Origin of the sequence: Amycolatopsis mediterranei (assembly GCF_026017845.1) — a bacterium.
GTDB lineage: Bacteria > Actinomycetota > Actinomycetes > Mycobacteriales > Pseudonocardiaceae > Amycolatopsis > Amycolatopsis mediterranei.
Map to the genome: position 1 here is coordinate 9552636 of NZ_CP100416.1, position 14741 is coordinate 9567376.

General features: G+C 69.0%; 11 protein-coding genes. 5 read left to right on the forward strand and 6 right to left on the reverse strand.

Annotation, left to right across the window (positions count from 1 at the left end; translation table 11 throughout):
• Nucleotides 1-13: 13 nt before the first annotated feature.
• The 6 genes from ISP_RS43235 to ISP_RS43260 all read right to left on the reverse strand — a co-directional run bounded on the left by ISP_RS43235 (nt 14) and on the right by ISP_RS43260 (nt 7134).
• On the reverse strand, nt 14-1012 hold the full coding sequence (locus ISP_RS43235) for an ABC transporter ATP-binding protein (protein WP_013230097.1): 999 nt from the start codon (nt 1010-1012) through the stop codon (nt 14-16).
• Complete coding sequence (locus ISP_RS43240; protein ID WP_013230098.1) at nt 1012-2004, reverse strand: ABC transporter permease; 993 nt, start codon at nt 2002-2004, stop codon at nt 1012-1014. Before ISP_RS43240 ends, ISP_RS43235 begins: the two co-directional genes overlap by 1 nt.
• A gap of 1 nt (nt 2005) precedes the next feature.
• Nucleotides 2006-2986 (reverse strand): ABC transporter permease, encoded by a 981-nt coding sequence (locus tag ISP_RS43245; RefSeq protein ID WP_013230099.1) that lies wholly within the window; start codon nt 2984-2986, stop codon nt 2006-2008.
• Nucleotides 2983-4050 carry an ABC transporter ATP-binding protein gene (locus tag ISP_RS43250; RefSeq protein ID WP_013230100.1) on the reverse strand — a complete coding sequence of 356 codons (1068 nt, stop codon included), beginning with the start codon at nt 4048-4050 and terminating at the stop codon, nt 2983-2985. Before ISP_RS43250 ends, ISP_RS43245 begins: the two co-directional genes overlap by 4 nt.
• Before the next feature lie 17 nt (nt 4051-4067).
• The gene (locus tag ISP_RS43255; protein WP_014467774.1) at nt 4068-5699 is read right to left on the reverse strand and encodes an ABC transporter substrate-binding protein; all 1632 of its coding nucleotides are present in this window, start codon (nt 5697-5699) and stop codon (nt 4068-4070) included.
• Nucleotides 5700-5946: 247 nt separating this feature from the next.
• Nucleotides 5947-7134, reverse strand: coding sequence for an ROK family transcriptional regulator (locus ISP_RS43260; RefSeq protein WP_013230102.1), 1188 nt, complete (start codon nt 7132-7134; stop codon nt 5947-5949).
• A 133-nt stretch (nt 7135-7267) separates the two neighbouring features.
• Between ISP_RS43260 and ISP_RS43265 the strand changes: the two genes are divergently transcribed.
• From ISP_RS43265 to ISP_RS43290, 5 genes are all read left to right on the forward strand, one after another.
• Nucleotides 7268-8503, forward strand: a complete 1236-nt coding sequence (locus tag ISP_RS43265) for an ROK family transcriptional regulator (protein ID WP_013230103.1) — start codon at nt 7268-7270, stop codon at nt 8501-8503.
• A 504-nt stretch (nt 8504-9007) separates the two neighbouring features.
• Nucleotides 9008-10219, forward strand: coding sequence for a glycoside hydrolase family 16 protein (locus tag ISP_RS43270; RefSeq protein ID WP_013230104.1), 1212 nt, complete (start codon nt 9008-9010; stop codon nt 10217-10219).
• Between the two features lie 237 nt (nt 10220-10456).
• Complete coding sequence (locus ISP_RS48190; RefSeq protein ID WP_230468618.1) at nt 10457-11341, forward strand: RICIN domain-containing protein; 885 nt, start codon at nt 10457-10459, stop codon at nt 11339-11341.
• Nucleotides 11338-13197 carry a ricin-type beta-trefoil lectin domain protein gene (locus tag ISP_RS43285; RefSeq protein WP_034284089.1) on the forward strand — a complete coding sequence of 620 codons (1860 nt, stop codon included), beginning with the start codon at nt 11338-11340 and terminating at the stop codon, nt 13195-13197. Before ISP_RS48190 ends, ISP_RS43285 begins: the two co-directional genes overlap by 4 nt.
• Nucleotides 13194-14558, forward strand: a complete 1365-nt coding sequence (locus tag ISP_RS43290) for a chitinase (RefSeq protein WP_013230107.1) — start codon at nt 13194-13196, stop codon at nt 14556-14558. The genes ISP_RS43285 and ISP_RS43290 overlap by 4 nt, the downstream gene beginning before the upstream one ends.
• Nucleotides 14559-14741: the final 183 nt, after the last annotated feature.

Genomic DNA, 14741 nt, shown 5'->3' on the forward strand with positions numbered 1-14741 from the left:
CCGGACAGGACGGTCAGTGAGCTGTATCGGCGACAACGGGATGCAGCCAGCAGGCCACCTCGCGCGCCGGGTCGCCGGGCGTTCCCAGCAGCGGCACGCGGTCGGGGCACGGCTCGAAAGCCTTCGGGCACCGCGGGTGGAACGCGCAGCCGGACGGCATCCCGCGGGTGTCCGGCGGCGATCCGGGAATCCCGGCCAGCTCGCGCCGCGGCCCCCGCAACGCGGGGAACGAGTTCAGCAGGCCGTGGCTGTACGGGTGCAGCGCGTCCCGGTAGAACTCCGCCGCCGGCGCCTGCTCGACGATCCGGCCGCCGTACATGATCGCGATCCGGTCCGAGAACTCCACCAGCAGCGAAAGGTCGTGCGTGATGAACAGGACCGAGAACCCCAGCCGCTCCCGCAGTTCCACGAGCTGGCCGAGGATCTGCCGCTGCATCACGACGTCGAGCGCGGTCGTCGGCTCGTCCATGATGACCACGCGCGGCTCCAGCGCGAGCGCCATCGCGATCATCACGCGCTGCCGCATGCCACCGGACAGCTGGTGCGGGTACGCCTCGAGCCGGTCGGCCGAAATTCCCACGAGCTTCAGCAGATCGCGAGCCCGCGCGACGCGGCCCGCTTTCGTCGACCGCGGTTCGTGGGCCTTGATGACGTCGACCAGCTGGGTGACCACCTTGTGCACCGGGTTCAGCGAGTTCATCGCGCCCTGGAACACGATGGACGTCTCCGCCCACCGGAAGTCCCGCAGCTGCTTGTCCGTCAGCTTCAGGACGTCGTACGGCTCACCGTCCGCGGGGTGGTAGAGCACCTCGCCGCCGCGGATGACGCCCGGTGGTGCCAGCAGCCGCGTCAGCCCGTAGGCCAACGTGGACTTTCCGCTGCCGCTTTCCCCGGCCAGGCCGAGGACTTCGCCGCGGTGCAGCGTCAGGTGCACGTCCCGGACCGCGCGCACGGCCTCGGCGCCGACGCCGTAGTCGACGTCCAGGCCCTTGATCTCCAGCACCGGGTCCATCACGGCCGTTCCTCCCGCCCGAGCACGGGCGTGAAGCCCACGCGCATCCGATGCGTCCGCCCGTCGGCGCCCTTGACGCGCGCCTTGCCGCTGCCGCGCAGCCGCGGGCTGACGAACTCGTCGATGCCGAAGTTGAGCAGGGACAACGCCGTGCCGAGGATGGCGATCGCCAGCCCGGCCGGCACGAACCACCACCACGCGCCCTGGGCGAGGGCCTGCTGGCTCTGCGCCCAGAACAGGATCGTGCCCCAGTTCCAGTTGGACAGTCCCGAGACGCCGACGAACGCGAGGGTGATCTCCGACATCACGGCGAAGATCACCGTGCCGACGAAGCTGGACGCGATGACCGCCGTCAGGTTCGGCAGGATCTCGAAGAAGATGATCCGCCACGTCGACTCGCCGGTGGCCCGGGCGGCTTCGACGTACTCACGGCCCCGTAGCGAAAGCGTCTGTGCTCTGAGGACTCGCGCGCCCCACGCCCACGATGTGAACCCGATGATCACCGCCACCAGGATGTCCCCGCCGGTGGGCACCGCGCTGCCGATGATGATGATCAGCGGCAGGGCGGGGATCACCAGGAACACATTGGACAGTGCCGACAGGCCTTCCCCCGGCGTGCCGCCGAGGTAGCCGGACGTCACGCCGACGATCACCGCGAGGATCGTCGCCACGATCCCGGCGGCGAGCCCAACCAGCATGACGCTGCGCGTGCCGACCAGGACCTGGCTGAAGATGTCCTGGCCGAGGTGGGTGGTGCCGAACCAGTGCCGCGCCGACGGCGATTCCAGCAGGTCGCTGCTGCGCGCCGACGGGTCGTACGGCGCGATCCATTCGCCGATGACCGCGATCACCAGGAAGAAGACGATGACGGCGAGGCCGGTGGCCGTCTTGCCGCTGGTGAGGAACCGGAAGCGGCGCCGCTTCGCGCGGCCGGCGATCGCGTCGATGGGGAGGGCTTGGGCGGCTTTGACGTCCGCCGCGGGTACGGCCATGTCAGCCCTCCTTCCGGGTGCGCGGGTCGAGCGCCAGGTAGGCGACGTCGGCGAACAGGTTCGCCACCAGCACCGAGAGCGTGATGATCAGGAAGATGCCCTGCATCAGCGGGTAGTCCTGCGAGCCGACGGCCTGGAACAGCTGGTAGCCGACGCCGGGGTAGGAGAAGACGATCTCGACCAGCAGCGTGCCGCCGACGATGAAGCCCAGCGCCAGCGCGAAGCCGGACACGCTCGGCAGCAGCGCGTTGCGCGCGGCATAGCCGACCATCACCCGGCGTTCCGGCAGGCCCTTGGCGTGCGCGACGGTGACGTAGTCCTCCGACGCGACGGTGACCATCATGTTGCGCATGCCCAGGATCCAGCTGCCCATCGAGCTGATCAGGATGGTCAGCGCGGGCAGCAGGCTGTGCTGGACCGCGCTGCCGATGAACGTGCCGTCCCAGCCCGGGATGGTGCCCGGGTCGTAGCCGCCGGACGACGGGAAGAAGCTGCCCGGGCCGGCCAGCAGGGTGAGCGCGATCAGGCCGAGCCAGAAGTACGGGATCGACGAGAGGAACGTCGTCACCGGCAGCAGGCCGTCGACCCACGAGCCGCGCTTCCAGCCGGCGATCACGCCGAGCCCGGTGCCGATCGCGAAGCCGGCGACCGTGGTGACGCCGACCAGGATGATCGTCCACGGCAGACTGTCGGTGAGCAGGTCGGACACCGGCGTCGGGAAGAACGTGAACGAGATCCCGAGATCGCCGCGGAAGAGCTGGCCCCAATAGTCGAAGTACTGGGAAATCAGGCTTTCGTTCTTGTCGAGTCCGAACAGGACGTACAGCGACTGCATCGCTTCCGCGCTGATCATGCCCTGGTTCTTGGCGATCAGCGACTGCACCGGGTCGCCGGGGATCAGCCGCGGGATGAAGAAGTTGATGGTCACGGCGGCCCACGCGGTGAAGGCGTAGAAGGCCAGCCGTTGCAGCAGGAACCTCATCGGGCGGCTCCGTCGTACAGCCAGCACGCGGCCCAGTGCCCGGGTGCGTCGTCGACTTCGAACCGCGGCGGCAGGTCGGTCTTGCAGCGCTCCATCGCCACCGGGCAGCGCGGGTGGAACCGGCAGCCCGGCGGCGGGTCGAGCAGGCTCGGCGGTTCGCCGGACCCGCGTTCGGCCGGCGTCTCGCCCGGGCCACGACCGCCCGCGATCCGGTCCGGGTCGGGAGCGGATTCGATGAGCAGCCGGGTGTACGGGTGCGCCGGCCGCTGCGTGATGGTTTCGCTGTCGCCGCCTTCGACCATCCGGCCCGCGTACATCACCATGGTCTCGTCGGCGAAGTAGCGCGCGGACGCGATGTCGTGCGTGATGTACAGGATCGCCAGGTGCAGGCGTTCCTTGAGGTCGCGCAGGAGGTTCAGCACGCCGAGCCGGATCGAGACGTCCAACATGGACACCGGCTCGTCGGCCAGCAGCGCCTCCGGGTCGGCGCCGAGCGCCCGCGCGATCGCGACGCGCTGGCGCTGGCCGCCGGACAGCTCGTGCGGGAACTTGTCGATGTACCGCTCGGGCGGGGTCATCTGGACGCGGGTGAGCAGCTCGTGCAGCGCCTTCTCGAGGTCTTCACCCGCCCGGCCGTGGATCTTCAGCGCCCGCGTCAGGTGGTAGCGCACGGTGTGCACCGGGTTCAGCGACGCGAACGGGTCCTGGAAGATCATCTGCACCCGGCGGGCGTAGGCGCGGAACGCCTTGCCGTGCTTGACGTTCACCGTCTCGCCGTGCAGCCGGATGTCGCCGCCGGTGCGCGGGTAGAGGCCCGCGAGCAGGCGCGCGACCGTCGACTTGCCCGAGCCGGACTCGCCGACCAGCGCGGTGACGCGGCCGCGCCGGAGCGTCAAGGTCACGTCGTCGACGGCCTGGATGGCGCGGCGCGGGCCGGTCAGCGCGGCCCGGCCCGTGCGGCGGACGGGGAAGTGTTTCGTGAGTCCTGCGGCTTCGAGAACCACGGGGAGGTCCCCCTCCGGCCCGACGGCGACGGGGTCGGAGGGAGACTGCTCGGTCGTCACGGCTGAGTCGGCCATCGTCAGGCCGCGGGCTTGAGGTGCATGACGATGTCGAGCGCGTTGCGCAGCGTCGGCTGGGCCGGCGCGTACGGGTTGGCCTCGTCGGGCCAGCCGACCCAGTTCTTCGTGCTGTACTCGCCGCCGGAGTTGGCCGCCGACGTCGGGATCATCGGCTGCTGCTCGATCATGATCTTCTGCAGCGTCGCCATGGCCGCGGTGCGGGCGGCGTCGTCCTCGGCGTTCGCGTAGGTCTCGAGCGCCTTGGTCGCCTCGTCGTTCTTGTAGCGGCCGTAGTTGCCGTTGATGCCACCCTGGCCGGTCGGCTTGTAGCGGTTGCCGTCCATGACGTCGCGGTACAGGTCGTACGGCGTCTGCCCGTCGTTGGTCCAGTGCATCAGGCCCTCGAAGTCACCGGTGTCGACCGACTTCATCCACGCGTCCTGGTTCATCTTGTCGACCGTGGCGGTGATGCCGATCTGCGCCAGGTTGTCCTTGATGATCTCCAGGTCGGTGATGTAGTCCGACCAGCCCGACGGGACGGTGAGCTTGATGGTGACCGGCTTGCCGCCCGGGTCGGCCAGCTTGTCGCCGGTGAACTTGTAGCCGGCCCCGGTCAGCAGCGCCTTCGCGCCCGGGACGTCGGCCTGGACCGACTGGCCCTTGTACTGCGGCGCGATGAACGGGTCGCCCGCCGGCGTCGGGATGCCGGTGACCTGGTCGTTCTTCGGGTAGAAGTAGCCGGCCTCACCCTGGTTGAAGATGTCTTCGCGGTTGATCACCTTGTTGATGGCCTGGCGCAGCTTCGGGTCGTTCCACGGCGCCTTTTCGGTGTTGAACCACAGGCCGTGCACGGCCAGCTGCGCGGGGAACCACAGCTTGTAGTGCTGCGGGTCCTTGTTGGTGTAGACGGCCTTGTAGTTCGGGATGAACACGAAGCTCCACTCGGCAGCCCCGTTGACCAGCGCGTTGACCTGCGCGTTGTTGTCGGTGTAGGAGGTGTAGCGGATCTCCTTGACCTTCGGCGCTTCCTGCCAGTAGCCGTTGTCGCGCCGCGTGACGATCATCGTCTGCGGGGTGGCCGACTTGAGCGTGTACGGCCCGGTGCCGATCGGGTTCTTCACGAGGTCGAGCGCCGGGTCCTTGACGCCCTGCCAGACGTGCTTCGGCACGACCAGGGTCTGCAGGATCTTGACCTGGTTGACGAACTGCGAGCCGTCGAAGGCCAGGGTGACCTGGTTGCCGGCCGCGGTGATGTCCTTGTACGGCACGGCGTCGACGTTCAGCGCCTTGTTGTCGCGCAGCAGCTGGAAGGTGTAGGCGACGTCCTCGGCGGTCATCGGCTGGCCGTCGGAGAACTTGACGCCGTCACGGACGGTCAGGGCCAGCTTCTTGTAGTTGTCCGACCAGTCCCACTTCGTGGCCAGCCAGGGCTTGCCCGGATCCTGCGGCTTGACGCGGTTGAACATGACGAGGGGCTCGTAGATCATCCACCGGTAGCCCATGTTCGACAGGGCGGACGTCTCCAGGAACGGGTTGTTGTTCTCCGCCTGCGGGCCGTCCGGCTTGCCGACGTTGAGCACGGAGTCCGGGTTGCTCTGGGCGGCGTTGGAACTCCCGCCCGAGCACGCCGTGAGCCCGCTCAAGGCCGTCACGGCTACTAGCGCTGCAACTACTGCGCGCTTGGCTCGCATCGGTTCCTCCTACTTTCATCGACGACTTGCTTACTGTCGACTGGTAGCGAGCCCCGACCGCCGGCGACCGAACGACGTCCCGAAGTCAACCCGGGTGACTCGGGTCACGTCAATAACACGGCGGTAACGTTTTGTACCTAAGTTTAAGTACTGAAAGAACTGGCGGTCTGGACCTGTTTCCGGCGTTGCTCCTTGCGTCGCAAGGGTTTCAGCCGGTCCGGCCACCGTTCGCCAGCAGTTCGGCGATCGGCAGGGTCGCCGCGCCGAGCGCGACCGCCTCCGGCCCGAGCCGGCCGAGGACGACCTCGGTGCGCTCGGCCAGGTAGCCGAGGGCGTGCCGGCCCACGGCGTCGCGCACCGCGGGCAGGATCGCCGGTCCCATGATCGCCCCGGCCGAGCCGGAAAGCACCACCCGATCGGGGCTGAGCAGATTGATCAGGTTCGCGATGCCGATGCCCAGGTACTCGCCGGTTTCGGCGAGCACGTCGGCGGCCGGGCCACCACGCTGGGCCTCGGCCACGATCCGCGCCAGTTCGACGTCGCTTTCGTCCCCGATGACCGGTTCCTTGCCGGCGAGAGCGGCGTAGCGGCGGACGACCGCCTCGACGCCGACGTAGGCCTCCAGGCAGCCGTGTGAGCCGCACCGGCAGGCAGCCCCCGCCGCCTTGACGACGGTGTGGCCCCACTCGCTGGTGGTGATGCCGGGGTGCGAGCGCCCGGCCGTCGCAACGGCGGCCCCGACACCCACGCCGAGCAGGGCGACGATGGCGCGTTCGGCGCCGCGGCCGGCCCCCCGCCACGTCTCCGCCTGGCCGAGGGTGCGCGCGCGATTGTCCAGGTGCAGGGGCGCTTGGATGTGCGGGTGGATCAGGTCGGCGAAGTTCACCCCGCTCCAGCCGAGGGTGGGCGCGTGCACGATCCCGCCGTCGCGCACCGCACCCGGCACGCCGATGCCGACGCCGAACACCGCGTCCGGATCGCCCCCCGCGAGCACTTCGGCGATGCCGGTGCGGACCAGCCCGGCCACTTCGTCCGGGTCGAGGCGGGTGCCGACGAGCGGGTGGCGCACCGTGGCGAGGGTGCCGAGCGCCCAGTCGAACAGGCCGACCTCGACGTGCGTCTCGCTGACGTCCACGCCCACGACCTGCCCGAACCCGGGCCGGACGGCCAGCAGCGTCCGCGGCCGCCCGCCGTCCGATTCGACCGATCCGGCCTCGGCCACGACGCCGTCCGCGATGAGCTCGGAGACGACGTTCGTAACGGTGGCGGCCGACAGTCCCGATTCAGCTACCAGTTCCAGTCTGCTGACGGGACCGCGGAGGTAGAGCGAGGAGAGCAGTGCCGCGCGGTTGTGCCGCCTGAGGTCACGGGTCGTCTGGCGCACCACCTGGGTCACCGGGAGGATTCTGCCAGACCGCGGCCCCCCGACCATGGGTTCGGGACTTAGTTCACCACTTAATACATAGCCACAACTTACGGTGATCAGGCATCCTGTCAGTGAGCCGGTAAGAAGTTCAGATGGGTTGCCCATGGCGAGCAAGCGCACCACCGTCCGCGATCTGCGGCGGCACAACCGATCCCTGCTGCTGTCGAAATTGTACTTCGACGGCCCGCTGTCGAGGCACGAACTCAGCCAGCTGACCGGATTGAGTGCCGCCACGGTGAGCAACGTGACCGCCGAACTGGGCGAAGAACGCCTGATCACCGAAGCCGGCCAGGTCGAATCGGACGGCGGCCGGCCCCGGGTGCTGCTGCGCGTGGACCCGGCGTACGGGCACGTCGCGGGCGTCGACATCGGCGAAACGGGCGTCAAGGTGGAGCTGTTCGACTTGGCGATGAACCGCCTGGCGACGGTCGAGCACCCGCTCCCGAAGGCCCCCGACGCGGCGACGGCGGTCGAGCAGGTGACGTCCGGGCTCCGGGAGGTGTTCGCGAGCGCGGGCATCGACGAATCGGGCGTGCTGGGGGTCGGCATCGGCGTCCCGGGAACGGTCGAGCAGGGCGACCGGGTGCTGGTGCACGCGCCGACGGTCGGCTGGGACGCGGTGCCGTTCGAGGCCATGCTGCAGCAGGCGGGCGTGGGGTTGCCGCTGTTCGTCGACAACGGCGCGAAGACCCAGGGCCAGGCGGAGATGTGGTTCGGCGCGGGCCGCGGAGCCCGCCACGCGGTGATAGCGCTGATCGGCTCGGGCGTGGGCGCGGCGGTGGTGACGGACGGGACGACGTACCGCGGATCGACGAGCAGCGCGGGCGAGTGGGGCCACACGACGATCGCGTACGGCGGCCAGGAGTGCCGCTGCGGCTCGCGCGGGTGCCTGGAGGCCTACATCGGCGCGGGCGCGGTGCTGGCGCGGTACCGCCGGGCGCGCGGCAAGGACATCACGGGCGAGGACGAGCAGGCCCAGTTTTCGGCCCTGCTTTCGGCGGCCTCGAGGTCCAAAACGGCTTCGCGAGTGCTCGACGAAACGGCGGGCTACCTCGGAGCGGGCATCGCGAACTTGATCAACTTGTTCAACCCGGAGCGCATCGTGATCGGCGGCTGGGCGGGCCTGGCCCTGGGAGAGAAGCTCCTGCCGACAATCGCCGCAGCGGCGGGCGAACACGCCCTGCGGCACCCGTTCAGCCAGACATCGATCCAGCTGGGCTCCCTGGGCCTGGACGCGGTGGCCACGGGAGCGGCAACCCTCCCGGTGGCGGACCTCCTGGAGCAGGGCGCGACATCGAGGCTGGCCAAGCCGGGAGCCCCGAACTCCGACGCGGCTTGATCCGCGGCGGCCCCAACTGCCGCACACGGGCGAGGCCCACAGCCCGCCGCAGGACAGACCCGCGCACCAGACCCGCGGACCCGCGGCGCAAGCCGCCCACCGAACACCCGACGAGCAGCCGGCACGCAAACAGGAACCGACGAGAACCCAGAAGCGGATCGCCCCTCAACCACCATGCCCACTGAGCGGGAACCACCCCCCAGCGAGCCACAAACCCCCATGCCCCGCTCACCGGAACCCCCGCATCCCCCAGCTCACCCCCATCATCCCCACCCCGACACCCCCTTAATTCGGGTTGAAAAAAAATGACCGTCCGACGGTTGCCCGCCTTGTCTGGACCATGCATACTTTGTTGCCACGCACAACAAAGCCAGCCCAGGCCCGAAGGCCGCGGGCACACACGGTCACACCTGCCGCCGCCCCGGCAGGCGGGGCCGGCTCCCCCTCCCCGCGTTCCGTGCTGCGCGCGGTTCGCCGGTCCCCACGGTGAGAGAGGCGACAACGATGTCCACCTCCAAGAAGAACCGCTGGGCGGCACTCCTCGCCGCCTGCGCGCTGCTCGGCCTCGGGCAGCAAGCCATCACGACGGCCCCGGCAGAAGCAGCGGCCACGTTCACCGATGACTTCAACGGCGCCGCCGGTGCCGGGGTCGACGGTTCGAAGTGGCAGCTCGAAACCGGCGACAACGTCAACAACCACGAGCGGCAGTACTACACCTCCGGCACCAACAACGCCCAGCTCGACGGCCAGGGCCACCTCGTCATCACCGCCAAGAAGGAAAACCCCGGCAACTACAACTGCTGGTACGGCCGCTGCGAATACACCTCCGCGCGGCTCAACACCGCCGGCAAGTTCAGCCAGGCCTACGGCCACTTCGAAACGCGCATGAAACTCCCGCGCGGGCAGGGCATGTGGCCGGCGTTCTGGATGCTCGGCGGCGGGAACTGGCCCACCGACGGCGAAATCGACATCATGGAAAACGTCGGGTTCGAGCCGAACACCGTGCACGGCACCATCCACGGCCCCGGATACTCCGGCTCCGGCGGCATCGGCGCCGCCTACAACGGCCCGAACTTCTCCGACGACTTCCACACCTACGCCATCGACTGGGCGCCCAACCAGATCAAGTGGTACGTCGACGGCAACCTCTACCAGACGCGCACGCCGTCGGACCTGAACGGCAACCGCTGGGTGTACGACCACAACTTCTTCATCATCCTCAACCTCGCCGTCGGCGGGTACTGGCCCGGCGATCCCAACAGCAGCACGCAGTTCCCGCAGCAGCTGATCGTCGACTACGTGCACGTCACCAACACCTCCAGCAGCGGCGGCGGCCGGACCGGCACGATCACCGGCATCGGCGGCAAGTGCGTCGACGTCGCCGGGGCGAACACCGCCAACAGCACGCCGATCCAGATCACCGACTGCAACGGCAACGCCGCGCAGAACTGGACCGTCGGCACCGACGGCACGATCCGCGCCCTCGGCAAGTGCATGGACGTCTCCGGTGCGGGCACCGCGGACGGGACGCCGGTGCAGCTCTACGACTGCAACGGAACCGGTGCGCAGCAATGGGTCGTGACCGGGGCGAAGGACATCGTGAACCCCAACGCGAACAAGTGCCTCGACGCCACCGGCAATTCGAGCGCGAACGGCACCCGGCTGCAGATCTGGACCTGCGGCGGCGGCGCGAACCAGAAGTGGACCACGCCCTGATCCCCGGGGCCGGGAGCGCGTAGCTCCCGGCCCCACTCCCCAAGGAGAACCGAAGTGCGGCGAATCCTTGTCGCGCCAATGGGGTGTGCCCTGTTAGCGCTTTCCTTCCTCACCGCAGGCTCGGCCCAGGCTGCCGTCGAAGCGGGCCCGTCCGCGAGTCAGCTGCTCGCGAAAACCCAATCCTGTCAACAGATCTCGAACGGGAAGTATTCCTACGACGAAGGCGGCGCGGCCACCGTGCCCGTCTGCCAAGCGAATGGCGCGGTGTTCTTCAAGGCCGACATGGACGTCGACTGCGACGGCGTCCGCACCACTCAGTGCAACGAAAACACCGACTGCTGCTTCTACCCCGACACCGCGTTCCACACCTCGACCGACCAGCCGCTCAACGCGGCGCAGCTGCCGTACATCGTGCTGCCCCAGCCGACGTCCACTTGGGACTACCGCAACTACGGCATCGACGGTGGTTCGGTCGTGGCGGTGATCTACAACAACCAGGTCAGCTACGCCGTGGTCGGCGACACCGGCCCGACGAGCATCATCGGCGAGGCGTCCTACGCCACCGCCGTCAGCCTGGGCATCAACCCCGATCCGAAGAACGGCGGCACCGAGGGCCCGGTGACCTACATCGTGTTCCCGAACACGCACGTCAACCCGATCGAGAACCACGCCAACGCCGTCAGCCTCGGCGAACAGGTCGCGACGCAGTTCGCGGGCGGCACGACGACGCCACCCACCGGCACCGCCGGCCCGATCACCGGCCTCGGCGGCAAGTGCGCCGACGTCGCCGGCGCGAGCAACGCCAACGGCACGGCCGTCCAGCTCTACGACTGCAACGGCACCAACGCCCAACAGTGGACAGTCGGCACCGACGGAACCGTGAAGGCACTCGGCAAGTGCCTCGACGTCACGAGCGCGGGCACGGCCAACGGCACGACGACCCAGCTATGGGACTGCAACGGGAGCAACGCCCAGAAGTGGTCGGCCAACGGCTCGCGCAACCTCGTGAACGCCGGCTCCGGCAAGTGCCTCGACGCCACCGGCAACTCCAGCGCCAACGGGACCCGGCTCCAGATCTGGACCTGCGGGACCGGTACCAACCAGAAGTGGACTCTCCCATGAGAAAACGCTCTCTCCTCGCGTTGATCGGGGTGTCCGCGGTCGCCGCGGCCACCTTCGCCGGGCCCGCGCGGGCCGCGGGCGAGACGGTCAACGTCTGGCTCACCACGACCAGCGACGCCGGCGGCCGGACGGTCACCCGCGGGCTCCAGCAGCAGGCACCGATCACGTTCGCCGCGGGCACCGGCAGCGGCGGCGTGACCATCAACGTCAACGAAAACACCACCTACCAGCAGTTCGAAGGCGGCGGAGCGTCCTTTACGGACACCGCGGCCTGGCTGATGAACTCCAGCGGGGCGCTGTCCCAGGCCACCCGCGACGACACCATGCGCAAGCTGTTCGACCCGAACACCGGCATCGGCCTGAGCTTCATCCGCAACCCGCTGGGCGCGTCCGACCTGGCCCGCTACAGCTACACCTTCGACGACGTGCCGGCCGGCCAGACCGACCCGAACCTGACGCACTTCTCCATCGCCCACGACCAGGCCGACGTGCTGCCGCTGACCAAGCAGGCCAAGCAGCTCAACCCGCAGGCCAAGATCATGGCGTCGCCGTGGAGCGCGCCGCCGTGGATGAAGGACAACGACAGCTACCTGCTCGGCTGGGTCGAATCGCAGTACTACCCGGCCTACGCGCAGTACTTCGTCAAGTACCTCCAGGCCTACCGGGACGCGGGCGTGCCGATCGACTACGTCTCGATGCAGAACGAGCCGACGTGCTGCGCGAGCTACCCGTCGACCAACTGGAACGGCGCGGGCCTGGCGTACTTCGCGAAGAACAACCTACTTCCCGCACTGCAGGGTGCCGGTCTGTCCACCAAGGTCCTCGCACTCGACTGGAACTGGGACACCTACGCGTCCTACGGCGCGCCGACCCTGGACGACTCGGCGATCCGGAACCACCCGAACTTCGGGGGTGTGGCGTGGCACGGCTACGGCGGTGACATCGCCCAGCAGACGACCACGCACAACCAGTACCCGACTGTCAACGCCTACTCCACCGAGCACTCCGGCGGCACCTGGATCTCGAACCAGCAGGCCGAAGACATGAACAACATCGTGGACTACACCCGGAACTGGTCGAAGAGCGTGACCAAGTGGAGCCTCGCCGTCGACCAGAACATGGGCCCGCACAACGGCGGCTGCGGTACCTGCACCGGGCTGATCACCGTCCACAACGGAGACTCGCGCAGCGGGCAGGTCGACTACACCGTCGAGTACTACACGATGGGCCACCTGACGAAGTTCGTGAAGCCGGGCGCGTACCGGATCGACTCGAACGACAGCTCGGCCGTCCGGAACGTCGCCTGGAAGAACCCGGACGGCTCGAAGGCGCTGATCGCGTACAACTCCGGCACGGGCAACCAGAGCGTGCGGGTGAACTGGGGCAACTCGTCGTTCACCTACACCCTGCCCGGCCGCACGTCGGCGACGTTCACCTGGAGCGGCACCCAGGGCACCGGCGGCGGCACCGGCAAGACCGGCCCGATCACCGGCCTCGGCGGCAAGTGCGTCGACGTCGCCGGCGCGAACAGCGCCAACGGCACCGCCGTCCAGCTCTACGACTGCAACGGCTCCGGCGCCCAGCAGTGGACGGTCGGCACCGACGGAACCCTGAAGGCGCTCGGCAAGTGCCTCGACGTCACCGGGCAGTCCACAACGGACGGTGCCCAGCTGCAGCTCTGGGACTGCGGCGGCACGGCCAACCAAAGGTGGGCCGCAACCGCGGCCAAGGACCTCGTCGGCGCCGGTTCGGACAAGTGCGTCGACGCCACCGGCAACTCCAGCGCCAACGGCACCCGGCTGCAGATCTGGACCTGCACCGGCGCCGCCAACCAGAAGTGGAACGTGCCCGCATGAAGCTCAAAGCCCTGACCGCGGCGGGTGGCCTGCTGGCCGCCTCCGCGATGGTCCTCCTCCCCGGCGCCGCGCAGGCGGCGACCGGCCCCATCACCGGCCTCGGCGGCAAGTGCGTCGACGTCGCCGGCGCGAGCAACGCCAACGGCACCGCCGTCCAGCTCTACGACTGCAACGGCACCAACGCCCAACAGTGGACGGTCGGCAGCGACGGTTCCCTGCAGGCGCTGGGCAAGTGCCTGGACGTCACGAGCGCGGGCACGGCGAACGGCACGACCGTCCAGCTCTGGGACTGCAACGGGAGCAGCGCCCAGAAGTGGACGGCCAACGCGGCGAAGAACCTGGTCGGCACCGGGTCGGGGAAGTGCCTCGACGCCACCGGCAACTCCAGCGCCAACGGGACGCGGCTGCAGATCTGGACGTGCGCGAGCACGGCCAACCAGCAGTGGACGCTGCCCAGCGGCGGCACCACCCCGCCGCCCGGACCGGGGGCGATGGCCGTCGCGCCCTACCTCTACAACGGCTGGGGCGACCCGCCGAACCCGGCGACGATCATGAACGCCACCGGCGTCAAGTGGTTCACGCTGGCGTTCATCCTGTCCAACGGCTACTGCAACCCGCAGTGGGACGGCGGGCGCGCGCTGACCGGCGGCGTCGACCAGACCACGATCAACACCGTCCGTGCGGGCGGCGGCGACATCATCCCGTCGTTCGGCGGCTACTCCGGCAACAAGCTGGAGTCGTCCTGCGGCAGCGCGGGTGAGCTGGCGGCGGGCTATCAGAAGGTGATCAACGCCTACGGCCTCAAGGCCATCGACATCGACATCGAGGCCGACGCCTACAGCAACCCGACGGTGCAGCAGCGCACGGTCGACGCGCTCAAGACGGTCCGGGCGAACAACCCGGGCATCAAGCTGTACGTCACCTTCGGCACGGACCAGTCCGGCCCGGACAACAGCCTGGTCAACCGGGCCGCCCAGGCGGGCCTCACGGTCGACGGCTGGGTCATCATGCCCTTCGACTTCGGCGGCGCGGGCCAGAACATGGGCACGTTGACGCAGCGGGCGGCCGAGGGCCTGAAGAACGTGGTCAAGGGCGCGTACGGCTACGACGACGACACGGCCTACCGGCACATGGGCATCTCGTCGATGAACGGCATCACCGACAACAGCGAGACGGTCACGCTCAACGACTTCACCACCATCCTGGGCTACGCGAACGCGCACCACCTGGCCCGGTTGACGTTCTGGTCGGCCAACCGCGACCGCCCGTGCCCCGGCGGGTACCCGAACAACGACACCTGCTCCGGGGTTTCCCAGCAGGCGTGGGACTTCACGAGGATCTTCGCCCGCTACGCCGGCTGACCCCGGCTGCTCGACCAAAGAGTCCGTGAAGGCCGTCGCGAGGCGGCCTTCACGGCGTAGGGCTGCCGGGCCGCGGCCCTGGGGAAGCGGCGACCCGGCAGCGTGGGGTCCCGCCTGCCGCTGGGGGTCTCCGGCGGCGGAACCGCCCCCGAGGTTAACGACCGCGTATCGCGTGCGGCTCGT

Excerpts from the sequence above, each read along its gene's own strand:
- ISP_RS43285 (WP_034284089.1), top strand. The coding sequence starts at position 11,338 with ATGAGAAAACGCTCTCTCCTCGCGTTGATCGGGGTGTCCGCGGTCGCC.
- ISP_RS43240 (WP_013230098.1), bottom strand. The coding sequence starts at position 2,004 with ATGGCCGTACCCGCGGCGGACGTCAAAGCCGCCCAAGCCCTCCCCATC.
- ISP_RS43265 (WP_013230103.1), top strand. The coding sequence starts at position 7,268 with ATGGCGAGCAAGCGCACCACCGTCCGCGATCTGCGGCGGCACAACCGA.
- ISP_RS43245 (WP_013230099.1), bottom strand. The coding sequence starts at position 2,986 with ATGAGGTTCCTGCTGCAACGGCTGGCCTTCTACGCCTTCACCGCGTGG.
- ISP_RS43290 (WP_013230107.1), top strand. The coding sequence starts at position 13,194 with ATGAAGCTCAAAGCCCTGACCGCGGCGGGTGGCCTGCTGGCCGCCTCC.
- ISP_RS43270 (WP_013230104.1), top strand. The coding sequence starts at position 9,008 with ATGTCCACCTCCAAGAAGAACCGCTGGGCGGCACTCCTCGCCGCCTGC.
- ISP_RS43235 (WP_013230097.1), bottom strand. The coding sequence starts at position 1,012 with ATGGACCCGGTGCTGGAGATCAAGGGCCTGGACGTCGACTACGGCGTC.